The 22,767-nt window shown below is 37.0% G+C and carries 20 protein-coding genes; 10 read left to right on the forward strand and 10 right to left on the reverse strand.

The genetic code is table 11. The features are described 5' to 3' along the window. Positions 1–28: 28 nt before the first annotated feature. From EG342_RS17565 to EG342_RS17580, 4 genes are all read right to left on the reverse strand, one after another. Positions 29–2,485: a ligase-associated DNA damage response DEXH box helicase gene (locus EG342_RS17565; RefSeq protein ID WP_103292507.1), complete on the reverse strand. Its 2,457-nt coding sequence runs from the start codon at positions 2,483–2,485 to the stop codon at positions 29–31. Between the two features lies 1 nt (position 2,486). Further along, positions 2,487–4,067 (reverse strand): ATP-dependent DNA ligase, encoded by a 1,581-nt coding sequence (locus EG342_RS17570; protein WP_103292506.1) that lies wholly within the window; start codon positions 4,065–4,067, stop codon positions 2,487–2,489. Then, entirely contained in the window at positions 4,064–5,086 is a 1,023-nt protein-coding gene (locus EG342_RS17575; RefSeq protein WP_103292505.1) for a ligase-associated DNA damage response exonuclease, read from the reverse strand. Before EG342_RS17575 ends, EG342_RS17570 begins: the two co-directional genes overlap by 4 nt. Positions 5,087–5,352: 266 nt before the next feature. Next, the gene (locus EG342_RS17580; protein ID WP_103292504.1) at positions 5,353–6,801 is read right to left on the reverse strand and encodes a S41 family peptidase; all 1,449 of its coding nucleotides are present in this window, start codon (positions 6,799–6,801) and stop codon (positions 5,353–5,355) included. Between the two features lie 185 nt (positions 6,802–6,986). On the opposite strand from EG342_RS17580, the gene EG342_RS17585 reads away from it, so the two are divergent. Genes EG342_RS17585 through EG342_RS17595 form a run of 3 tightly spaced genes read left to right on the forward strand, consistent with a single transcriptional unit; the run spans position 6,987 to position 9,006 of the window. After that, complete coding sequence (locus tag EG342_RS17585; protein ID WP_103292503.1) at positions 6,987–7,778, forward strand: SDR family oxidoreductase; 792 nt, start codon at positions 6,987–6,989, stop codon at positions 7,776–7,778. Positions 7,779–7,782: 4 nt separating this feature from the next. Beyond that, positions 7,783–8,184, forward strand: a complete 402-nt coding sequence (locus EG342_RS17590) for a GlcG/HbpS family heme-binding protein (protein WP_103292502.1) — start codon at positions 7,783–7,785, stop codon at positions 8,182–8,184. An 18-nt stretch (positions 8,185–8,202) separates the two neighbouring features. Further along, positions 8,203–9,006 carry a helix-turn-helix domain-containing protein gene (locus tag EG342_RS17595; RefSeq protein WP_103292501.1) on the forward strand — a complete coding sequence of 268 codons (804 nt, stop codon included), beginning with the start codon at positions 8,203–8,205 and terminating at the stop codon, positions 9,004–9,006. Positions 9,007–9,158: 152 nt separating this feature from the next. On the opposite strand, the gene EG342_RS17600 is transcribed toward EG342_RS17595, so the two are convergent. The 3 genes from EG342_RS17600 to EG342_RS17610 form a co-directional block, all read right to left on the reverse strand. Next, positions 9,159–10,226 carry an SDR family oxidoreductase gene (locus EG342_RS17600; protein ID WP_103292500.1) on the reverse strand — a complete coding sequence of 356 codons (1,068 nt, stop codon included), beginning with the start codon at positions 10,224–10,226 and terminating at the stop codon, positions 9,159–9,161. A gap of 86 nt (positions 10,227–10,312) precedes the next feature. Then, positions 10,313–10,897 (reverse strand): Crp/Fnr family transcriptional regulator, encoded by a 585-nt coding sequence (locus EG342_RS17605; RefSeq protein WP_103292672.1) that lies wholly within the window; start codon positions 10,895–10,897, stop codon positions 10,313–10,315. 48 nt (positions 10,898–10,945) lie between these two features. Then, positions 10,946–11,401, reverse strand: a complete 456-nt coding sequence (locus EG342_RS17610) for a PPC domain-containing DNA-binding protein (protein WP_103292499.1) — start codon at positions 11,399–11,401, stop codon at positions 10,946–10,948. A 155-nt stretch (positions 11,402–11,556) separates the two neighbouring features. Here EG342_RS17610 and EG342_RS17615 point away from each other — a divergent pair, with 155 nt between their 5' ends. The 5 genes from EG342_RS17615 to EG342_RS17635 all read left to right on the forward strand — a co-directional run bounded on the left by EG342_RS17615 (position 11,557) and on the right by EG342_RS17635 (position 18,281). Next, on the forward strand, positions 11,557–12,183 hold the full coding sequence (locus EG342_RS17615; RefSeq protein WP_103292498.1) for a chloramphenicol acetyltransferase: 627 nt from the start codon (positions 11,557–11,559) through the stop codon (positions 12,181–12,183). Between the two features lie 273 nt (positions 12,184–12,456). Next, entirely contained in the window at positions 12,457–13,935 is a 1,479-nt protein-coding gene (locus EG342_RS17620) for a tellurite resistance TerB C-terminal domain-containing protein (protein ID WP_103292497.1), read from the forward strand. Then, positions 13,928–15,244 (forward strand): ATP-binding protein, encoded by a 1,317-nt coding sequence (locus tag EG342_RS17625; RefSeq protein ID WP_103292496.1) that lies wholly within the window; start codon positions 13,928–13,930, stop codon positions 15,242–15,244. Before EG342_RS17620 ends, EG342_RS17625 begins: the two co-directional genes overlap by 8 nt. After that, positions 15,241–17,385, forward strand: coding sequence for a DEAD/DEAH box helicase (locus EG342_RS17630; RefSeq protein WP_103292495.1), 2,145 nt, complete (start codon positions 15,241–15,243; stop codon positions 17,383–17,385). Before EG342_RS17625 ends, EG342_RS17630 begins: the two co-directional genes overlap by 4 nt. A gap of 554 nt (positions 17,386–17,939) precedes the next feature. Beyond that, on the forward strand, positions 17,940–18,281 hold the full coding sequence (locus EG342_RS17635; RefSeq protein WP_103292494.1) for a helix-turn-helix transcriptional regulator: 342 nt from the start codon (positions 17,940–17,942) through the stop codon (positions 18,279–18,281). Between the two features lie 14 nt (positions 18,282–18,295). Here the strand turns inward: EG342_RS17635 and EG342_RS17640 are convergent, their stop codons facing one another. Together EG342_RS17640 and EG342_RS17645 are read right to left on the reverse strand one after the other, a co-directional pair. Then, positions 18,296–19,027 carry an MBL fold metallo-hydrolase gene (locus tag EG342_RS17640; protein ID WP_103292671.1) on the reverse strand — a complete coding sequence of 244 codons (732 nt, stop codon included), beginning with the start codon at positions 19,025–19,027 and terminating at the stop codon, positions 18,296–18,298. A gap of 84 nt (positions 19,028–19,111) precedes the next feature. Beyond that, on the reverse strand, positions 19,112–19,870 hold the full coding sequence (locus EG342_RS17645; protein WP_164465201.1) for an NUDIX hydrolase: 759 nt from the start codon (positions 19,868–19,870) through the stop codon (positions 19,112–19,114). Between the two features lie 223 nt (positions 19,871–20,093). On the opposite strand from EG342_RS17645, the gene EG342_RS17650 reads away from it, so the two are divergent. Then, positions 20,094–21,275, forward strand: a complete 1,182-nt coding sequence (locus EG342_RS17650; protein ID WP_246008650.1) for an MFS transporter — start codon at positions 20,094–20,096, stop codon at positions 21,273–21,275. Positions 21,276–21,295: 20 nt separating this feature from the next. Here the strand turns inward: EG342_RS17650 and EG342_RS17655 are convergent, their stop codons facing one another. Continuing rightward, positions 21,296–21,673: a winged helix-turn-helix transcriptional regulator gene (locus tag EG342_RS17655; RefSeq protein ID WP_103292492.1), complete on the reverse strand. Its 378-nt coding sequence runs from the start codon at positions 21,671–21,673 to the stop codon at positions 21,296–21,298. Between the two features lie 160 nt (positions 21,674–21,833). On the opposite strand from EG342_RS17655, the gene EG342_RS17660 reads away from it, so the two are divergent. Beyond that, a complete protein-coding gene (locus EG342_RS17660; RefSeq protein ID WP_103292491.1) occupies positions 21,834–22,760 on the forward strand; it encodes an alpha/beta hydrolase in 927 nt (308 codons plus the stop codon). Positions 22,761–22,767 lie beyond the last annotated feature (7 nt).

The raw sequence follows: 22,767 nt of genomic DNA on the forward strand, positions 1-22,767 counted from the left end.
AAGTGCCTAGAAAAGTAATTTTTTAGCATCAATTATCTTTATCACTGATACCTGATAGTTTGAGCATTCTTTTAATTCTGGCATCGAGTCCTTCACTGGAAAGCGTTTGTCGCAGGCTGTCTACTTTTATGGGAAAGCTTAAGGGAGTAAAAGAGCGGGAGTGTTTCAAAATAATTTTAGATTTTTCAATTCTTTTAAAAGCTTCCACGAGCCGTTGTTCCTGGAGCTGCATATTGAAAACTTCGGTATAAGCCTGTTTAATCAGAAAATGATTGGGGTCATAATCTTCCAATACTTTAAAGATAAGACCTGCCGAACTCTGTAAAGATTTATTAGACCGCTGCTGACCGGCATAGTTTTGAATGACCATTCCGGAAATAACAGCAATGTCCCTGAATTTCCTTCTTGCCATTTCTGCAGAATTGATACTTGCAATAACATCTTTCATAAGGTCATCCCGGGTTAAAATTTGTTGTAAGTTCTCCTCATTAAGCGGAATTTCTTTATCACTGAAAAGTTCAAATCCATAATCATTCATAGCCATTGAAAAGGAAATAGGGGCTAGTTTTGAGATGCGATAAGCAATTAAAGCAGCCATTACTTCATGTACCAAACGCCCTTCAAAAGGATACATAAAAAGATGATAACCTTCCCGGTTTTTAATCATTTCCACCAAAAATTCGTTCTCTTGAGGAATATGGGAATTCTCTTGCTGATTGATTAATAAAGGATGCAGAAATTTCAATTCTTTTTCCGATGCTTTGGGATTTAAAGCATGTGACAGCTTTTCTCTCAGAAAATGTCCCAGATCAGAACTCAGCGGTAGCCTTCCACCGAGATAGCTGGGGACAAGTGCTTTTCCTTTGGCAGCTCTTACATACACTGTCATATCTTTAATCATCGCGACTTCCAGCGTGCGGCCAGCCAGAATAAACTTATCTTCTTTTTTGAGTCTGGAAATAAAATATTCCTCAATCATACCGATGTAGCCTCCGGAAATAAATTTTACCTTGAGCATGGCATCACTCACAATAACTCCCATGTTCATCCGGTGGAGCATGGCAATTTTCCTTGAAGTGACTTTGTAAAGCCCATCTTCCATAATAACAATTTTATGGAATTCTTCATAGTTTTTTAAAACACTGCCACCAATCGTAAGAAATTCAAGAATGCTTTTCCATTCTTCATCCATGATTTCCTGGAAAGCATAGACCTTTTTGACTCTTTCGTAGGCTTCATCAGGATAAAAACCGTTGCCAACGGCAAGAGTCATCAGAAACTGAACCAACACATCGAAACACAAGACCTGCGGCTCCCGAGGCTCAACAACTTTTTGTTTTACCGCTTCTTTTAGTGCAGCCACTTCAATAAGTTCGAGTGAATGAGTGGGAACACAATAAATTTTGGAAGTTTCAAAAGGGGAGTGCCCGCTACGTCCTGCCCGCTGCAGAAATCTGGCGACCCCTTTTGCCGAACCGATTTGAATGACAGTATCTACAGGTTTAAAATCTATTCCCAGATCCAGCGATGAGGTAGAAACTACTGCTTTTAATTTTCCGGAGCTTAAGTTTTCTTCAATCCATATCCTTAAATGAGCATCAATAGAGCTGTGGTGAATGGCAATTTGTCCTGCAAAATCAGGATAAGCCTCCAATAGAAGCTGGTACCACATTTCACTTTGGCTCCGGGTATTGGTAAAAACAATGGTTGACTTTGAGTCGAGGATGATGGGGACTACTTTATCTGCCAGTTTATGGCCCAGATGTCCTGCCCATGGCAGAATTTCAATTTCATTGGGAAAAACAGGTATAATATCTATTTTCTTATGTTCTTTGGCTGTAATTTTTGTTTTTTTAATATCATAAGGAATAAGGATTTCCATTGCCTCATCCAGATTGCCGATCGTTGCGGTAATTCCCCAGATTTTCATTTTGGGAACATATTTTCTGAGTTGCGAAATTCCCAGTTCTACCATAACGCCTCGTTTTGAACCCAACAGTTCATGCCATTCATCTACTGCTATACATCTCAACTCACGAAAAAATGTTTCATGATTCTTTTGTGCTAAAAGAAGATGCAGACTTTCCGGAGTTACGACAAGTATTTCGGGCATATTCCGTACCTGTTGTTGTCTTACTTTGGGATCGGTATCTCCGTTTCTGACGCCGACCGTCCAATCCAGGCCGATTTCATCCATTGCTTCCTGCATCGCTTTTGCAATATCTTTCGACAAAGAGCGGAGTGGCGTGATCCAGATCATTTTTAATCCTTTTTTATACCTTTCCGGATGATTGAGAAAGTCTGCAATCAAAGCCAGAAATACAGAAAAGGTTTTTCCAAAACCAGTAGGAGCGACTACCATTCCACTGTAGCCGTTTTCAAATTTCCGCCAGGCATCGATCTGGAATTTAAAAGGGGATATACCTTTATCGGTCATCCATTGCTGAATGATTTTAAATCCGTTAGTATTTTCAAAAGCAGCCAAATTATTGTATTAATTTTTTGATTTCTTCAAGGTCGTCAATTTCATCAACCGTTTTGTCTTTACGCCATCTTACAATTCTTGGAAATCGCAATGCAACGCCACTTTTATGACGGTTACTGAATCCGATTCCTTCAAAAGCGATCTCAAAAACAAGCTCAGCTTTTACAGTTCGCACAGGCCCAAATTTTTCAAGAGCATTCTTGGTTACAAACCGGCTCACTTCCATGATTTCTTTATCAGTTAATCCGGAATAGGCTTTAGCAATGGTTACCAAAGAATCTCCATTCTTTACGGCAAAAGTATAATCTGTATAATAAGCACTTCGTCTACCACTTCCTTTTTGAGCGTAGATCAGCACTGCATCAATGGTCAGCGGATTGATTTTCCATTTCCACCAGTCGCCTTTTTTTCGGCCGGAATGATAAGGAGAATCTTTTTGTTTTAACATCAACCCTTCACTGTTTACAGTCCGTGAATTCTCTCTGATGCTGTTAAGTTCATCCCATTTTTTAAAATCAATACTCTTCGAAAGTTTGATGTTTTCAGGGGCTTCATTGAGCAGTAATTCTTCCAGCATAGCTCTTCTTGCAGAAATCGGTTTGTCTCTCAGATCATTATTTTCAAGCTCCAGCAAGTCATAAGCGAAAACTTCAATAGGGATTTCCGAGAGCATTTTCTTGGTTAAAGTTTTTCTGTTTAATCTTTTTTGTAATTCATTAAAATTTAAAACGTTACCGTTGATTACCGCAAGTATTTCTCCATCTATAACAAAGTTGCCTTTCATTGCTTTTACAGTCTCCTCAATTTCAGGAAATTGTCCGGTGATCAGTTCTTCACCCCGTGACCAAATGAAGACTTCATCATTTCTTCGGATAATCTGTCCCCGGATTCCATCCCATTTGTATTCTGCCAGCCATTGATCGGGTTCACCTAGTTCTTCAAGCTCTTTTTCTAAAGGATAAGCAAGACAGAATGGATAGGGTTTTGAATTATCAGGATTAATATTTTCAGCAGAAATAAGTTCTGTAAAGGAAACCTCGCCGGGAAGCCATTTTCCCATAAGACTATGCATCAGTGCACTGGATTCCTGGCCTGAAAACTTTGTGAGCGCATTGATCAGCGTTTTATCCGATACTCCAATCCGGAAGCTGCCACCGATTAATTTATTGAATATTAAACGTTCAGTATAATCAAGACCGTTCCATGAGCACAAAACGAATTCTTTTTTCTCTGGTTCGGTTTTCTGTTTTAAATCAACAATATCAGTCATCCATTGGGATAAAGTACGGTCAATCTTTTCCTGAGGCGGTGGAAGAACCAGGGAAAGTGTCTCACCAAGGTCTCCAACAGAAGAATAGGACTCCTGAAATAACCATAAAGGCAGCTTTGTAATTTCCAACGCCCATTCCTTCATATAATTGGTGTTGACATTTCTTTTGGGTCTTTTTCCTGTAAATAAAGCAATAAACCACACTTTATCTTCGTCCGGTGCACGTTCAAGATAATCAAGGATTGCATCAATTTTAGCATTGGTTTTATTGGTCGTTTCCAAAGCGTTGATCAGGTCTGCAAAATGTCTCATGGCTCCGGATTTTGTAGGGTTTCTTTTTCTGATTCTTCTTCATCTTCACCAAACAGGGTTTCTATGACATCTGCATGAACTCCGATTTCATTCAGATATTTTGAAAACACTTCTGTTTGTCCATGGGTAACATGTACAATTTCGGCTTCTGTTGCCTTTACCGTTTCCAATAATCCTTTCCAGTCGGCATGGTCGCTCATGGCAAATCCGGCATCAGCACTTCGCCATCTTCTGGCACCCCGTACCTGCATCCATCCTGAACAAATTGCTGTTGCAGGATCAGGAATCTTTTTGATAATATTGCTGTCCAGTAAAGCAGGAGGAACAATAACGATTTTATGTTCAACTTCTTTCGGGCGTTCTCTGAAATCGGCAATGGTATACTTCGGAAGTTCAATCCCCACAGTTTCAAAGGCCTCATTCAGTTTTCCGATGGAATAGTGGACATATATTTCTCCTAATCCCTCCACGGCTTTCATAATCCGCTGGGCTTTGCCTAAAGAATATCCTATAAATACTGAAGTTTTACTATTCTCCTGGTTTTTTAATACCCAGTTTTGGAGTTTTTTATTTAAATCCGGTACTTCCAGCCAATTGTAAATTGGAAGTCCAAAAGTGCTTTCCGTCACAAATTCATTACATCGTACGAGTTCAAAAGGGGTACTCAAGCCATCATTCTGAGTCTTGTAATCACCTGAAATAACGGCTATATATCCTTTATATTCCAATCTTATCTGCGCAGAACCGATGATGTGCCCGGCAGGATGTAAAGAAACCTGCACTCCGTTGATCAAAATTTTCTGACCATATTCCACACTTTGACATTCAATATCCGGTCCGATTCTCTGATGAAGGATCGGTTTGGTAAAATGATGACAAAGGTATTTTTTCATTCCCCAACGGGCATGATCAGCATGTCCGTGAGTAATAATGGCCATATCTACGGGCCTCCAGGGATCTATATAAAATTTTCCCTGCGGACAGTAAATTCCTTTTTGGGTAAGTGTGATTAATTTCAATGGTGTGATTGGTTTTGCAGAATAAGCTTCAAAAACTTAACCAAATTACGAGAAATCAATGATTTTATTTCTATTACCTACCGGGAATTTCACAGAATGTGGTATGATTTGTTGTATTCAAATTTTATAAATTGGATTGTTGAAAGGAATCTCTTTTATCAATTTTGACTCAAGCCGATTTAATAATATGATTAATTTTATTTCAGAAAGAAAAGCAATAGGCCTCATAAAAAAACGGCTGCTTCACTTTTGAAACAGCCTGTTTTTTATTTTTCATTAAGTACTCCGTTTACAAATTCGATCCATTTATAATCAGGAATAGTTTTGTCTATAAAATAATCCGGTTGAATCCCTTTTCCATCTATTGCCATGTCCGGAATGCGAAAGCTTTTTGAAAGACTGTACCCGAGCTTAAACTCATTACACGGAGAATTTACAAAATACATATTTGAAATATCTAAAACTCCGGCTGTTGTAGTTCCAAAAAGTTTCACTTTTTTACTTTGTCTTGCAGCAAGTAAAAATTCTTCAGCAGTACTTCCGTTTCCATTATTAACTATTATTCCTACGTTTTTTGGATTGGGAAAAATTTTATCTAATGTTTTTATACCTACTATACTGGGATCCTCATTTAAGGAAACAAACTGTCCTAAATTTTTACTTAATTTATCATAGGAACTTTTTAAGAAATCTCTGTCTTCTTTTGCGATTCCATATTTTTGATAGTTTTCATAAAGATCCAGCATTCGCTGATTATTCAATTTGGTAGAATAAAGTTGTGTCCTGATGCTTCTGATAGGATTGGTATAAAGGTAAGGTATAATTTTAGCGAAACTATTATCACTTCCACCACCGTTATCTCTGATATCGATAATGAGATTTTCTGTACTTTCTATTTTTGCCTGATTGGCCGCAATTACGCTATCTATATCTTTTTTCAGAGAACCTTTAAACGATGGGATCCTTAGAAAGAGCGTGTTTTTATTGATCTGTTTTAAAAAGGGTTTCTGCGCCTGAATGCTTTCAAAATAGGTGTCAATATTTCCATCCGGTTCAAATTTTGGAGAAAGTCTTTTTAAAACGAAATCTCCAATTTCAAGATAGTTTTTTCCAATCAATTGAATACTATTTACTTCTTGTCCGGATTTATTTTTCATATAGAAAACACCTTTTGTTTTGTCAGAATTAATGGAAAGTTTTAATTCATTGGGTTTCCAGTTATCAGCTCCCGATTTGATGATGAAACCTTTGTAAGTATCTCCGAATTTCTTAATTCCTATTGTATAAGGTTCGGTTTCCCAAATACCTTCAATGTCAGAATCTTTTTTAGACTGAATTTCTTTCTTAAATTTTTCAATATCTATTTTTACGATTTCTGTTTTCGGCTCTACGTTCGAAGCAGGCTGAACTTCCTGGTTGTTCTTTTCAATTTTTGAAATAGAGATATGCCCTGATCTAAAAAACTTAAGCCATTCATAAATGGTTTGACTACATTCAGTATCCGACTTTACATTTTTTATTTTATTGAGAATGGTATTATTATGTGCCTGGTAAGCGGGAATACCTTTTTTATCAATGGTGTATTGAAATCCTGCATCATTTTCTTCAAATGTTTTTTTGACCCACTCATAGTTAGTTTCACAAGTACAATTTTGAGAAAAGCCAAAAGTTGAAGATGTTGTGAAAATTAAAATGAGTGTTTTAATTTTAATCATAGCTTAGTTTTTATTTATAAATATTTTGAAAGGTACAAATCTAATAATTTATATAAATTTTAAGATGTTATTTCTAACTAAAGATTGTTGGCGATGAACTTTCCAGCAATATAAAAATGAACTTTCTACCAATAGTACTCCTCCGCAAATCATTGAAATTTGTATTATCATTTAAAAAAAATACAATGAATAAGACTATTTTAATTACAGGTGCAGCAAGCGGATTCGGAAAAATTGCTGCTTTCGATTTAGCTCGAAAAGGGCATAAAGTAATTGCCACGGCACAGGTTTACCCTCAGATGAGTGACTTAATCCGTGAAGCTAAAGAACAGGGAGTTGATTTAACAGTTGACAAACTGGATGTAACCAATCCACGAGATATTGCTTACATCCTTAAAAAGTATGATATCGACATTCTGATCAGCAATGCCGGGATCATGGAAGGAGGGCCAATTGCTGAGCAACCTATAGATCTGATCCGTTCTATGTTTGATGTTAATGTATTTGGCGGACTGGAACTGGCTCAGGGATTTGTAAAGAAATTCATTGATCAAAAAAGACCGGGTAAAATAGTATTTACAACGTCGATGGGAGGATTATGGACGGTACCCTATGTTGCAGCTTATTGTGCTTCAAAACATGCTATGGAAGCTATCGCTGAAGGGTTGAAGACAGAATTGGCAGCCTTTAATATTAAAATTGCAACCTGCAATCCGGGCGTATTCGGAACCGGGTTTAACGACAGGGGAGTAGATTCTATTTTCCGATGGTATAATCCTGAAACGAACTTTACACCTTCATCTGCTTTTGACGGGGCTGCAGAATCATTGGCACATCAGCTTGATCCCCAATCAATGGCAGAATGTATTGTAAATGTGGCATTGGATGACAATTCCAATTTCAGAAACGTACATCCGAAGGAAACGGAAGATTTTGTAAAACAGCTTCAGGCAGAAGCTTGGACAGCAAAAAGCTAGTAGAATGGGAATTAGTTATAACATAGCGGAAAAAGCGCTGCAAGCGGCTATACAAAAGGCAAAATCAATGAATATTCCGGTGAGCATTGCGATTGTAGATACAGGCGGACATCTGGTTGCTTTTGCAAGGCTGGACAGTGTATACGGAGTAATAGAATTTGCTGTAAAAAAGGCCAGAACTGCTGTAATGTTCGGCGTTGACAGTGATATTATGGGTGGAATTATCGCAGGTGCGGAACTTCATAGTTACGGAATGTTAAATTCTAATGGAGGGCTTTTGACGATTGCGGGAGGTGTGGTCATCAAAGATTCTGAAGGAAATAATATCGGAGCCATCGGGTCTTCAGGAGGAACACCTGAGCAGGATAAAGAAATTGCCGGTGCCGGTGCTTCTGCTATTGCTTAAAATTCAGATATTTGTGCTATGGAAAATACAACTGAAATTATATTTGACAAGCTGGTTTATTCCTGCGCTTTTGAATCGTACAAAGGACATGAGGAATTTATTCCTGATCATTTTATAGGGTTTCAGATATCCGGGGAGACTCATGCTTTTCATGAACAGGGTAAAACCATTATCAAAGAGAATACGGTGGTTCTGGTTAGAAAAAATCAACTGATCAGAACAATCAAATATCCTTCGAAAAACGAAAAATACCAGTTTCTTTCCATAGCATTAGATACTGAAACACTGAGACAATATTCGGCCGAAAATGAGATCGTCATGGATCATCCTTTTCCTGACCATGAAAGATTATTTTTTGAGCCTGATGATTTTTTTAAAAGCTATTTTTTATCACTCCTTCCTTATGTTCATAAAACAAAGGAGATTCCGTCAAGATTGGCTATTTTAAAGGTTAAAGAGGCAATAGAACTGGTTCTTCAAAGTAATCCGGAGATCAAAAATCTGTTGTTTGATTTTTCGGAACCTCACAAAATTGATCTGAAAGAGTTTATGAATAAAAACTTTATGTTTAATGTATCCATAGAAGCTTTTGCGCGTCTCACCGGACGAAGTCTTTCCGGCTTTAAGAGGGATTTTAATAAAACCTTTACTATGAACCCACAGCAATGGCTTAAGGAAAGAAGATTAAAGGAGGCTTATTATCTGATTAAAAATAAGGATAAAAAACCCTCGGATATTTACCTCGATCTGGGTTTTGAAAATCTGTCACATTTCTATTTTTCATTTAAAAAAAAATTTGGAGTTACTACATCAGAGATATGATAAAAATGAGTTGCCAATAAGGTAAAAACACAATTGTAATTATGTTGGAAAACGCAAAGGAATAGTTCGTTTATCATCATCAAATGCCTGTACAGTCTTTTAATGATATGTAAACAGCATTGGTGCCTTTGCGTCTTCCAACAATTTATTAATTAAGGAATTATATTTTCTCTCCTTAACCTTTCAAATACTTCAATGAAAGAGTCTTCTGTATTGCTATAGGCTGTAAAACCCAACTTTCTGCTTTTAGACATATCACACATCACTTCAAGAGGTCTTCCGAGATCGAGATCTGTATGCCAGGCGGATGCTAAATGATTGAGATTACTCTCTTTCAGGTTATATTTTCGGGCGATGTTCTGCCAGATCTGCTGATCATTTTCCAGTTCTTTTTCCAATGGTCTTACTGTACCGTTAAATCCTTCGGCTTCTATTCCAAACCAGTTGGCCAGTCTTTCCCAGAGCCATTTCCATCGGAATACATCACCATTGGTAATATTGAATGCCTGGTTTTTTGCCGATTCGGTATTTGATGCCCACAACAGTTGTTTGGCTAATATTTTGGCATCCGTAACATCAGAAATACCATTCCACTGGGCTTCAGATCCCGGCCATATGAATTTTCTTGCTGTTTCTTTACTGATACTGGCGTAGACTGCTAAGGTCGTGCCTATATTCATGAGGTTTCCCACGGCATATCCTACCACGGTATGAGGCCTGTGAATACTCCATGTAAAGCCGTCTCTTTCGGATGCTTTGTATACTTCATCTTCCTGAGCATAGTAGAAATTGGGAAGAGAAAGTCTGGGATGTTCTTCCCGGACCGGTGTTTCCGGTAAAATTCCTTCTTTAACATAGGCTTCAAAAGGGCCTAAATAATGTTTTAATCCTGTGACTAATGCGACATGCTTTACCGATTTTTTCGCAGACAAAACATTTAATAAATTTCGAACCAGAGCACTGTTTACCCGAATGTTTTCTTCTTCTGTTCCGGTTCGCATCCAGGTTGTAAAATAAATGTGAGTAGGAGAAATTCCCTGCAGGGCTTGTGTCAGATTTTCTTCATCCAACAGATCCGCTTGAACGGGAATAAGATTAGAAATGTTGTCTTTAGGATTTCTGGATAATCCGTAAGTTGTAAATCCCTGTGCTATAAGTTCTTCTGCCAGGTTGCTCCCTGTAATTCCGGTAGCGCCTACTACCAATGCAATATTTTCCATAAGGCTTGTAAAAATTATCTGACAAAATTATGGATGGTATCAGCTTTTTATACTTGATCTGAATCATGCATTTGAATTGATCTGGATCAAGTGTTATTAAGAGAAATCTTTTTTCGGATTCTGCTCACGGTTTCAGGAGCAAGCCCAAGATAGGACGCAATAAGATTATGGGGAACTCTTTTGACCATTTCAGGGTTCTTCTGTGCCAGTTGAAGATATTTTTCTTCTGCCGTATAACTATTGGAAACAATCAGTCTGTGGTCTTTTGTCACCAGACTGTTTTGGTATAAAATCCTGAAATAGCGATCCATTACGGGGATTTCCAGCAGCATTCTGTTGTAATCTTCCATGGTAATCATGAGGACTTCGGTTTCTTCCACAGCATCGATATTCAAAACAGCTTTTTCCTGATGGATAAAACTGTTGAAGTCAGAGATCCACCAGCCTTCAAAAGCAAACATATTGATATGCTCAATTCCTTTTTCATCCAAAAAATATGATTTAAGCAGGCCTTTACTTACAAAAGATAAACATCTGCAGATATCTCCTTCCTGAAGAAGATATTGCTTTTTTCGAAGCTTTTTAAGACTAAAGAATGATTGCAGCAGTTTTTTCTGATCATCGGTGATATCAACCTTATTTTGAATATGGGAAAGCAGGACTTCAAACATCAAATACATATTTCACCAAAAATAATACTTTCAATTTCAACAAAGGTGTTATTTCTCGAAATCATAGAGATTAATCCCTGCATCTTCATTTTTAATTTTTATGACTCTGGTATTTAAAGGATAGAAAATAAATTCTGCAGCTCCCTGAATTTCAGCTTCCAGAAGATGTCCCGCTAAAGCCGTATAATCTTCTCTTCCTAAAGTAATATGAAGATGAAGTGTCAGTTTATCTTCTATTTCAGACACATTTCCGGAAATATTGCTGACCTCCATCTGTTCTTTGAAGGTTTTGTCAACATACTTTTTTGTTGAAGGATTAAAAAAACGTAAGGTCGCTTCACGTACAGCTCCGATACCGGTAACTTCTCCGGCCCGGATATTTTGATTTTGAACGAAATCGGTTAAAGTTTCCACGATGTTGGAATGGTTCTTAAGACTTACAATATAGATGTGATCGACTTTTCTTGCCGACCAGTTATTTCCTTTAAGGTTCTGAGCTTCCATAATGAATAGGTTTGTACTTTTGGATGTTACAACTCATGAGTGAATGCAATAATTATGCTTTACCCGAAAAAAGCAATGAGCTGTTATGTAATTTCTTTGTAGAAAGGTTTTAAAACCGGTAAAAATTGCTGAAATTTGCAGCAAAATAAGAATCAATGAAGATTGTAGACCTCGAGCAGTGGAACAGAAAGGAACATTTTGAATTTTTCTCTAATATGGCAAGTCCTTATTTCGGTTTTACAACGGAAGTAGACTGTACAAAAGCTTACCAAACAGCTAAGGAAAAAGGGTATTCTTTCTTTGCTTATTATTTTCACAAGTCGATGGTTGCGGTAAATACGGTTGATGAACTCAAAATCAGAATCGTCGACGGACAAATTATACAGTATGATACGGTGCATGCCGGAAGTACTATCGGAAGGCCGGACGGAACTTTTGGTTTCTCATTTACCCATTTTTCAGAAGATTTTGAAATATTTAATGCGGCTTTGCAGGAGGAAATCAAAGGTGTGCATCAGTCTTCGGGGCTTCGTCTTAGCAATAATCGATTGGGGAAAGACCATGTAAGACATACTACAATCCCATGGAGTTCTTTCAGTGCCATCCTTCATCCCACAGATTTTAATACTTCGGAATCGGTTCCCAAGATTTCTTTTGGTAAATTCAATATCCGTGAAGGCAGAAAATATCTTCCGGTTTCCATTGAAGCTCATCACGGACTGGCAGACGGAATTCATATTGCAAAATATCTGGAAGAATTTCAGCGGCAACTGGATCAGTAACAGCGTAGAGAATATTTTAAAATCCACGAAATTGTATTTCCACTTTTCTTACGGAAAACCGTAAAGAATATTGAGGATGCTTCAGTACATTTGAGCCAATATTACTATATTAGGGAATTGATTTACGATCAACAAAACTAGTGTACCAATAACTCAGTATTATGAAGATGATCCATTTTGAACATTCGGAGATACCATTCCTCAGGTTTGGGGCAGCAGATATGACAATTGACTCTTCAAACGAGACAATGACACTATAATAACCCTGATGCCATGCTGAACGACAATCCCTCAATACATTCCAACGATTTTATTATTGATGTTTCCGGTAATACGGATATTCCCATTCATTTTGACAATGATCGCCCTGTTTCCGACAGGATAGCGGCCGATACTCATCAGAATATATCTTATGATCCGGGTTCCTTGAAACCAGGGAAAAAGTATGCCCGAAAACTGAGCCTGAACGAGCCTCAGATCTTGATGTTGGATAACATCTCATTTTCTGATAATGTTTTTAATGAGATTGAATACTGCCGGATCCAGATCATAAAACAATTTCTAAGGGCAGTAGAATTTCTTGAAAAGAACTGTATTCCCGTGAATAAGTCGTATTCAACTGTGATTGATGAACTTTCGGAAATTATTATATGTCTTCAGTATAACTACAGAAAAGACAGCTTAAATTATAATTATACCTATCAATCCATACAGACTGAAATCTTTAATCATATTCTGAAATTATGTGAAAATAATGTCAGAGAAGTCTATGGAATTAAAAGAAAGATCGGTGCCGATTTTAATTACAATCATCCCGATATTCTGCATCAGTATAACAGAAAAATAGTCTCTAAACTGGACGTTTTTCTAACTGAAAATCAATATCAGATCCTTGATGCAGACTATAAGACGAATATCATCCTCAATGAGAACAATACCAATCGATGGAAAATTAAATTTGATCTCATCAAAGAAGATTATTCCAATCCATTGGCTTTTGAAAGGGAAATTTTCAGGCTTGCGGAAGTAAACAGCAAGAATCCATCCGTTGATGCGATATTCTTTGAGGCTTCAAAATTTGTTGCAGAGCACGATAAAACCTGTGCTTTAAGACTTTATATTCACTATCTGGATAAAGATCTGAACTCACCTAAATTTGATCACAGGCAGTTGGGTAAAACGATTCAGAAGACTTTATTTTCTACGAAAGAGCAAGTTTCAGATTTTGAAAGAATTCTAAGTGAATTGATTGCCGACAGAAATATAGAAGCTGCGATTGAAAAGGTAAATCAACTTTATCTTCCAAAGAGAAAAAGAATTACTATTGATCCGGAAGCTATTAAAAATATACAGGCTCTCGATTCTGAAACGGCTGATATTTTAGGACAAATCCTTAATGAAGAAGAGGCGGGAATTTTGGTAAAACCAGAAGAATCTTTTGAGGAACAGGAAGAAATAGACCTTATAATCACTCAACAAATTTCAGAACTTCAGGCATCAAAATATCTGGATGATCTGAATCTTACAATCATTCAAAAAGAAATTCTGGATGTATTTGAAAAACAGAGTTTCAATATTCTTCAAAGTGATTTTGAAATTTTTATAAAAACAAAAGGCCTTTTCATGGGTTCTGCCATAGATTCTATTAATGAATGTTGCTTTGAATGTCTTGATGATGTTCTGATTGAAGAAGAAGATGAATATTTTATTATTAACACCCAATATTATAAAAAACTTTTAAACAATGATTGACAATATTAAACCCAAAGAAGCCACTTCCATTATCAACTCCCTGGTAAGCGGTGTCGTGCCTAAAATTGGGGTACAACATATTACTGTAGGAAGATCTGAAGAAGTGAATGCTTTCATCGGTTCTTTGGAAGATGTGAAAAACGGATTGAGTCTTGTTAAATTTTGGATCGGAGATTTTGGAAGCGGAAAATCTTTTATGCTTCATCTTTTGAATACAGTGGCTCTAAAACAGAAATTTGTAGTTGCCAATGCAGATTTTACTCCTGACAACAGGCTTTATGCCAATGATGGTAAAAGTGTGATCCTCTATTCTGCGATCATGGATAATATTTCCATCCAGACAAAACCGGAAGGAGGTGCTTTACAGACTTTACTGGAAAAGTGGATTGAACAGGTTATTGCCAAAACAGCTGAAGAAAACCATATTTCATTGATGGAGATCAGAACTGACCAGTATCTGAACCTGATTCAGAATTCTATTATGAAGACGGTAAACGAGATTACAGAAGTGGGCGGGTTTGATTTTGGTTCTGCCATCGTTAAATATTATGAAGGCTACATCAAAGGAGATGAATTATTACGCAGAAACGCCCTGAAATGGTTAAAAGGAGAGTACACCACCAAAACAGAAGCCAGGCAAGATCTTGGTATACGAGAGATCATCAATGACTCCAATTATTATGACATGCTTAAGAATTTCTGTAAGCTTTTTGTGAGCATGGGTTACAGTGGGTTTATGATCAATCTTGATGAGGCCATTAATCTGTATAAAATTTCCGTTTCCGCATCGCGTGAGAAAAATTACGAGAAAATATTATCAATTTATAATGACTGTTTCCAGGGTAAAGTCTCTAATCTTTTTATCAATTTTGCAGGAACAAAGGAGTTTTTGGAAAATGAAAGGAGAGGGCTCTTTAGTTATCAGGCATTAAAATCAAGATTGGAAGGAAATAGGTTCGAAACTTCGGAATTTCGTGATTTTGCACAACCGGTTATTAAACTGATGCCTTTAAATCATAATGAAATTTTTGTTTTGCTTAAAAAACTAAAGTACATTTTTGATTACAATTATAAAACAGAATTGAATATCTCAGATGAGGAGATTTCCACTTTTATGGAAGAGATGTTCAATAAACCGGGTGCAGCAGAATTCCTTACACCGAGGGAAGTGATCAGGGATTTTCTGAATATACTCAATATCATCAGGCAAAATCCGGAAGTCGATAAAACCAGGCTTTTCGGAGAGATCGAAATTACTGATGAAAGACCGAATGACCTTATTCTTTTAGATAGTATTGAGGAATTATGACAGCATTTGATCTTCTTTCTGAGCCTATCAGAAAATATATCCGGGATAAAAAATGGGAAAGCTTAAGACCTATTCAGGACGCTGCCATTCAACGGATTATTCCAACCGATTATAATTATATTTTAATATCAAGAACAGCTTCAGGTAAAACTGAGGCTGCTTTTCTGCCTATTTTATCTAAGGTCAACTTTAAAGAACCCGGAGTGAAGGTGCTTTATATTTCTCCCTTGATTGCCTTAATCAATGATCAGTTTGTACGTGTTGAAAGCCTTTGTGAATATCTTGATGTTCCTGTAACGAAATGGCACGGGGAAGCAGCAAAAGGAGCCAAAGACAGACTTCTTAAAAACCCGGAAGGAATTGTTCTGATTACGCCGGAATCACTGGAAGCGATGTTTGTCAATAAACCTTATCATATCAAACATTTATTCTCAACGCTGGAGTATGTTGTTATTGATGAGATTCATTCATTCCTGGGTTCCGATCGGGGTACTCATTTACAATCATTATTGAACAGACTTCAACGGATTAATACTAAGAAATTCAGTATTGTAGGACTTTCTGCGACAGTAAGCGATACCAATCAGTATATTGAACTTAAAGATTTTCTCGGAGATCAGGACCGCACCAGGATTATCAGGGATACCACTCCCAAGCCTATTAATGTTGTTTTTAAATATTTTGAAGGTTCTGTAGAAGAACTGCCTTTGCCGCTCCTGAAAGACCTGTATACAAGAACAAGAGACAGCAAAGTCCTTATATTTCCAAATGCACGTGGGAGAGTGGAAGAAGTTGCCGTGAAACTGAAACAAATTTCAGAAAGGGTAGGCGGTCATAAAAATTACTTTTCCCATCATTCCTCGGTAGATAAGGAAGTTCGTGAATATGTTGAATTTTTTGCGAAAAATTCCAGTATTCAGAATTTTTGCATTTCCTGTACTTCAACTCTGGAATTAGGGATTGACATTGGAAATGTAGATGAGGTTGTACAGATCGATGCTACTCACAGCATTGCTTCTCTGATTCAAAGAGTAGGAAGAAGCGGAAGAAGGGAAGGAAAAGCCAGTAATTTATTCCTGTATGCTACTGAAAAGTGGAGCTTGCTGCAGTCTCTGGCTTGCTGGCTGCTATATCAGGAGCAGTATATAGAACCCATTGCCGTCAATGAAAAACCTTACGATGTTTTGGTGCATCAGATTCTGTCCATAGTTAAAGGAACTTCCGGGATTTCTTTGCCTCATTTATTAAATGAAATAACGACAAATTCTACTTTTTTATATATCAAACCGGATGAAATTGAAGATATTATTACCCATCTTATTTCCATTGATTTTTTAGAAAAGTTAGGACATGAACTGATCATTGGAGTTGAAGGAGAAGAAGTGGTTAATAGTAGAGATTTTTACAGCCTTTTTGAAACTCCTGTATTTTTCAAGGTAGCAAGTAACGGGGTTAAGATTGGCGAGTTGCCGTTATCGCCTCAGATAAGGGAGAATGAAAATATTTACCTGTCTGCAAAAATCTGGAGTATCATTGATATTGATTTTCAAACCAGAAAAATAGAAGTAATTCCTGCTATGGACGGCAGAAAACCCAAGTTCTATGGAAGTGCGGCAAATATTGCCTTCCGGATCAGGGAAAAAATGTTTGAAATTGTTATGTCAAAAGAAGACTACGGCTTTATGGATGAAACAGGAAAGGAAGTGATTGCAGCTTTAAGGAAAGAATTTTCTGTATTTAAAATCAACGATTTCAAAATAGAAAGGCCTTTACTGGTGAGCAACGATCATCTTACATTTTATTCCTTTACAAGTTCTAAGATCAATAAGACACTGCGTTTTATTCTCGATCAATTAGAGATAGAAAACACCCTTGATGACGAGGATAGTACCTTTAAAATAGAAAGTCTTACTGCTTCTGAACTGAATGCCGTTTTAAAAAATATAGACCGGAATCAAAATATTGATCAAATATTAACAGAACTTCTGGAAAATATCCCTGAGATTATTGATTTTTCAAAGTGGGGAAAATACCTTCCTATTCAATATCAGGCTGCTTTACTTAAAGAAAAGCATTTTGACTTTAAAGGGTGCTATGCCTATCTGGATCAATTGGTAGTGATTGAAAATAATATTAATTAATTCTGATAAAGCCAGGTATATGCAATACCTGGCTTCCATTTTCTAATAAATTTTCTTGCTTTTATCTCAACGGTATTTTCTCTTTCCCTGAGATTTGATTTTTTACTAACCTGCTCCTCCAATAAATTAAAAGTATTGATCAGGATCATAAAAAGTAAATAAGATAAGCCATTACATTTACCCTTAATTAAAATGATGACAGAAACATTTGAAAACTGTTTATAGAAAGGTGTTATGATATTTCCCCTAAAAATGTAACGTGGTACCTATGTGGTACGCCATTTTTATAAAAGTTTAATCATTTTTTCTTTCTTTGCCTTGTATAAAATGTGATAAAATTTAACAGTGAATATTTTAGCACAACCATTCAATATACATAAGCTGATACGCGTTGTACTGCTGCTTTATGGTAGAAAAACGAATGGAATTTGGAAGGCGTAAAAATAATTTAGTCCATCATGTTGATTTTTCAATAATGAATGGATAAGAGAAAAAAGATTTGTACTGATGCATAAAGGATGTACATCAGAAACTAGTAGAGACGAGAACGTATTATGAAAAACAAAAAAACTGAATCCAACTTAGAAGATTTGAATCAAAAGATTCTTGTACAAGATGAAATTATGGCCTTAGCGAAAGCAAATTCTCCCCGTCTGTTGAATAAGTTCAGATTGATCTACCCGGATTTTTTTGACAAGTTATCTGCCATACAGCCTAACCTCAAAAACTCTGAATTGATCTTCTGTATTTATCTTAAGCTCAATATGACCACCAAGGAAATTGCCACTTGTATATTTGTAACGCCAAAAGCAATACAAAATCGGAAAAACAGGATCAGGAAGAAACTCAATATTCCTTCTGAATTTGATATTTATAAATGGTTTAATGAATTTTAAACCATTTTTTTGATTTAAAGTTCAAGAATAGCTTTTTCCAGATCATGATACAGAAGAATCTTCCAATGATTGTCTTTTGCTTCTTTTTCCCATGTAAGTCTCAATTCCATTGCTTTTCTTCCGTCGAAATCACTTTTATAGGCCAGGTGATATTTTAAGTAAGAAGCTTGTGGAAGATCATCAGCACCATAGAAAGCGGTTTCTTCACCGTCTTTGATCCAGAAAACCTGCATAAAAGGAGTGTGCCCGCCAACGACTTCATATGAAATTTCATTGGTAATTTGTCCCTTATCTTCATTCATCCAGACAATATTGGGCAATTGGATAAGCTTCTCCAGAATATCGAAATCAAAAGAAGGGTTTCCTTGATTTTCCATTGCAAAACCCAGCTCACGCTTTTGAATGTAAATCTGAGCATTAGGAAAAGTCGCCTCAAAACCTGATTCTGTAACTGTAACGGCCCCTTCAATATGATCTTTGTGGAGATGCGAAAGCAGTAATTTCGTGATCTGATCCGGTGTAATACCTTCCTTTTCAAGAATTCCTGAAATCACTGATTTCCCATTTTCATTTTTCCATCCGATCCCGGCATCCAGCAGGATATAATCGTTTTCTGTAATGATAAGAAAAGGCTGTACAGACATTTTAATACCAGCAATGGTATTAAAATTTTCATCAGTCAAAAGTGTAAAGTCCTTGGTTTTGCTTGCGGAGAAATTGCCTTCTTTAAGCGGAATGATTTTCATTATGCAAATTTCCTCAATATTTCCAATATCTGAAAGGTTTTTCATCGATAAATATCATCAATAAAAACAATCGGATGCTAATATCTACCAGCTGTTCAGTCCATCTTCCAGGGCCTTTGTATAATTTTCCTGATCAAAAGAGTAGAGGTCAGGAGATTTGTGAGCACCACCACGTCTTTGTTCTTCCAACTTTTTCAGAATGCCTAACGTTTTGATTTTCCGGTAAAAATTTCCACGATTGAGTTTCCTGCCCAATATAGCCTCATATAGTTTTTGCAATTCCGGAAATGTAAATTTCTCAGGAAGCAAATTATATCCTATAGGTTTGTATGAAATCTTTTCCCGCAACGTAAGCAGGGCTTTTTCAATGATTTCTTTATGATCCATCGCTAAATCAATATCCGGAAGTTCCCGCAAATAGATCCATTCACAGGTTTCACTGATTTCATCTGCAATAGGATTAATTTCGGAAGAATTGTAGAGAGCATAATATCCTACAGAAATGAATCGCTGCTTTTGAAACAGGGTATCATCAAAATCTTCAAAATATAATTGGCTCCGGTTTTTCTTACCAAAAATCCCAAATTCTTCAAGAAAAACATCTGATACTCCGGCTCTGGACTTTAAAATCCTTACCACAGCATCATCAAGATCTTCATCTTTCATGACATAACCACCGGGAAGAAGCCATTGCTTTCTGTAATGCATTTTCGTTAAAAGAATTCTTAACTCGTTGTTATCAAACCCGAAAACAACAGGATCAGCTGAAATATGAGGGAGGTAAATTTCTTTAGCCTCAACAGATCTTTTTAAAAGCTGTTCTCTGGAATCTATATTATTCATACTCTACATGTGTTCTTTCAAATATAAAAATAAAATCATAGTATTCCGAAAATCTTTATTCAAGGTTGTTCTGAGATTTTTTTCTATGATCTTTCTCTATTAAATCTATGTCACAACCTCCTGATTTTTTATTAAAATAACTACCTTTGAGCTCTTGAAAATAGATTAATACTCTGTTTAGATCCCTTTTTATTCAATTCAAACTCTAATTTTACATATGCAGATGAGCGCTTCCAACGGAATTTCCCGTACTGTCATCTGGCTGATGGCCATTATTTCAGGACTTGTTGTAGCCAATAACTATTATAATCAGCCTTTACTGGCTCTTATTTCTGAAGATCTTCATGTCTCTGAAAGTGCAGCAAGCAGGATTTCTGTACTGACTCAGATCGGCTATGCATTAGGGTTATTGTTAATTGTACCACTTGGTGACAAGTTTTTCCGTAAGAAATTAATTTTAATGGATCTTGTTCTTGTGTTTGGCTCTTTATTGTGGATGACGTTTGCTACTCAGTTGTGGATGTTATATGCTGCAAGTTTATTAATTGGAGCGACATCGGTCATTCCACAATTATTTGTTCCGATTGCAGCTGAACTCTCATCAGATAAAGAAAAATCTTCCAATATCGGTTTGGTAATGTCCGGGTTATTGCTGGGAATTCTTCTTTCCCGTTTTGTAGGCGGAATTGTAGGTGAAGTCTGGGGATGGAGAGCGATGTTCGGTATTGCGGCTGGATTAATGATTTTAGTTTGGATAGCCGTTTATACAATGCTTCCCGAACTGCATCCCAATTTTAAAGGGACTTATAAAGAATTGATGCGTTCTGTGGCTCATCTGGCTAAAACGCAGCCTATTCTTCAGTTGGCTTCATTCCGTGGAGCGATGGCTTTTGGCTCGATGTGTGCATTGTTTACCACATTGGTTTTTCATATGGAGAAGCCCCCTTTTAATGCAGGATCTTCTGTTGTAGGAAGCTTTGGATTGGCTGGCGCCGTTGGAGCTTTGGCGGCAGCTAAAGTTGGAAAACTGCAAAAGTACCTTGATATCAACCGCATTATATTGTATTCGTTACTAATTGTCATCGGAAGCTGGGGTTTTACTTATTTTGCAGGAGAAACATATTGGGGACTGATTGTAGGAGTTATTCTCGTTGATCTCGGTGTACAGTCAAGCCACATTATGAATCAGACCAATTATTTCCTGATAAAATCCAATGCAGTCAACAGGTTGAATACGGTATATATGGTTTCTTATTTTATCGGTGGATCCCTTGGTACCTGGCTGGCTTCTGTTGCATGGCAAAAAGCACAGTGGACAGGAGTATGCTTTGTAGGAACTTTATTTGGTGTACTGGCACTCATTGCCCACGTTCTGTTTTGTGGAAAAGTAAATCATAAAGCGTAATTCCGGTTTTTATTTTCCGGCTAATCTTCAGATTCTTCCTGTTTCTGGATTAGTTCTCTGTGCTTTCCACCCCATTCGCTGAGCACATTCCAGATGGGAATTAATTCTCTGGCAATTGCTGTCAGTTCATAATCTACCCGTGGCGGAACTTCAGCATATACCGTTCTTTTCACCAATCCTTCTTTTTCAAGCTCTCTCAACTGAAGGGTGAGCATTCTTTCTGTTATCCCTGAAATAGACTTTCTAAGCTCGCTGAAACGCATTTTTCCTTCTTTTAATTTATCCAGAATCAGGAGCTTCCAACGGCCTCCGATTTTGCACACTGCATAGGTTAAGTCACATTCGTGGATGTATTGCCGGTTGATATTATTCGTTGAATTTTCTTTTATTGCTCCCATTACTTACAAATTTGTTAGTACCATACATTTAGCTGTATACAGTGCAAATGTAAGGTTTGAGATTTAATTTTGCCCTACAGAAGCAGAAAATATGCAGCAGGAATGAACAATAGCGCTCACGTTCACTGCAAAAAAGAATATTAACTTAACTTAAAATAACATGCAGTTAACACCTAAAATTAATCAGATTTTAACTCACTTAGAAAAAATTCAATCATTTAATGCAAAAGATTCATTGGATGACGCCCGTAAATACCTGGAAGTGATGTCACTTCAGCTTAGTGGCAAAAAGGAAGCGGTAAGAATGATTGAAGATTTACATATTCCTTTGGAAAATCATCAAATTCCTATCAGAATATATCGTCCTAAGGGAAAGGATGTTCAACCAACATCAGCCATTATTTATATTCATGGAGGATGGTTCATTGCCGGAGGTTATGAAACACATGATGCTGTAGTTCGCAAACTGGCCAATGCAACGGAATCTGTAATTATTTTCATTGATTACAGGCTTGCTCCCGAACATCCTTTTCCGGCAGGATTAAATGATTGTATAGATGCTGCAAAATGGGTATTAGACCATGCTGAATCATTGGGAATTGACCGAAACCAAATTGGAATCATCGGAGACAGCGCAGGTGCAGCATTGGCTACTGCTGTTTCTACACAAATAGGAGAGCACTTTAAATTTCAGGCATTGATTTATCCGGCGACAGACAATCAGCTCAACTCGAAATCATGGGAAACTTATGAAACCGGTCCGGTTCTCAACAAGCAGGGAGGCATCGAAGCCTGGAAATCATATTTACCGGAGGAAGAAAAAAATAACCCGCTTGCCATTCCGGTGTTGATAGACGATTTTAAAAATACTCCACCGACGTTAATTCTGTTGGCAGAGCACGATCCTTTGCTTGATGACGGGAAGAAGCTTTCTGATAATATGAAAAATGCAGGAGTAGTTCTTACAACAACTTTGTATCAGGACATGGTTCACGGATTTATGCATATGGGAGAACTATTGGAAGAGGTACAGCAGGCGGTGAATGAAATGGCAGATTTTGCTCGTCAACACTTTAAAACATTGTAGACTGTAT

Origin of the sequence: Chryseobacterium lactis (assembly GCF_003815875.1) — a bacterium.
Classification (GTDB): domain Bacteria; phylum Bacteroidota; class Bacteroidia; order Flavobacteriales; family Weeksellaceae; genus Chryseobacterium; species Chryseobacterium lactis.

Coding starts and splice junctions, on each gene's coding strand:
- EG342_RS17580 (WP_103292504.1), bottom strand. CDS start 6,801: ATGATTAAAATTAAAACACTCATTTTAATTTTCACAACATCTTCAACT.
- EG342_RS17600 (WP_103292500.1), bottom strand. CDS start 10,226: ATGGAAAATATTGCATTGGTAGTAGGCGCTACCGGAATTACAGGGAGC.
- EG342_RS17645 (WP_164465201.1), bottom strand. CDS start 19,870: ATGAATAATATAGATTCCAGAGAACAGCTTTTAAAAAGATCTGTTGAG.
- EG342_RS17595 (WP_103292501.1), top strand. CDS start 8,203: ATGGAAAATACAACTGAAATTATATTTGACAAGCTGGTTTATTCCTGC.
- EG342_RS17590 (WP_103292502.1), top strand. CDS start 7,783: ATGGGAATTAGTTATAACATAGCGGAAAAAGCGCTGCAAGCGGCTATA.
- EG342_RS17570 (WP_103292506.1), bottom strand. CDS start 4,067: ATGAGACATTTTGCAGACCTGATCAACGCTTTGGAAACGACCAATAAA.
- EG342_RS17650 (WP_246008650.1), top strand. CDS start 20,094: ATGAGCGCTTCCAACGGAATTTCCCGTACTGTCATCTGGCTGATGGCC.
- EG342_RS17585 (WP_103292503.1), top strand. CDS start 6,987: ATGAATAAGACTATTTTAATTACAGGTGCAGCAAGCGGATTCGGAAAA.
- EG342_RS17655 (WP_103292492.1), bottom strand. CDS start 21,673: ATGGGAGCAATAAAAGAAAATTCAACGAATAATATCAACCGGCAATAC.
- EG342_RS17620 (WP_103292497.1), top strand. CDS start 12,457: ATGCTGAACGACAATCCCTCAATACATTCCAACGATTTTATTATTGAT.
- EG342_RS17635 (WP_103292494.1), top strand. CDS start 17,940: ATGAAAAACAAAAAAACTGAATCCAACTTAGAAGATTTGAATCAAAAG.
- EG342_RS17625 (WP_103292496.1), top strand. CDS start 13,928: ATGATTGACAATATTAAACCCAAAGAAGCCACTTCCATTATCAACTCC.
- EG342_RS17605 (WP_103292672.1), bottom strand. CDS start 10,897: ATGTTTGAAGTCCTGCTTTCCCATATTCAAAATAAGGTTGATATCACC.
- EG342_RS17615 (WP_103292498.1), top strand. CDS start 11,557: ATGAAGATTGTAGACCTCGAGCAGTGGAACAGAAAGGAACATTTTGAA.
- EG342_RS17660 (WP_103292491.1), top strand. CDS start 21,834: ATGCAGTTAACACCTAAAATTAATCAGATTTTAACTCACTTAGAAAAA.
- EG342_RS17630 (WP_103292495.1), top strand. CDS start 15,241: ATGACAGCATTTGATCTTCTTTCTGAGCCTATCAGAAAATATATCCGG.
- EG342_RS17610 (WP_103292499.1), bottom strand. CDS start 11,401: ATGGAAGCTCAGAACCTTAAAGGAAATAACTGGTCGGCAAGAAAAGTC.
- EG342_RS17640 (WP_103292671.1), bottom strand. CDS start 19,027: ATGAAAATCATTCCGCTTAAAGAAGGCAATTTCTCCGCAAGCAAAACC.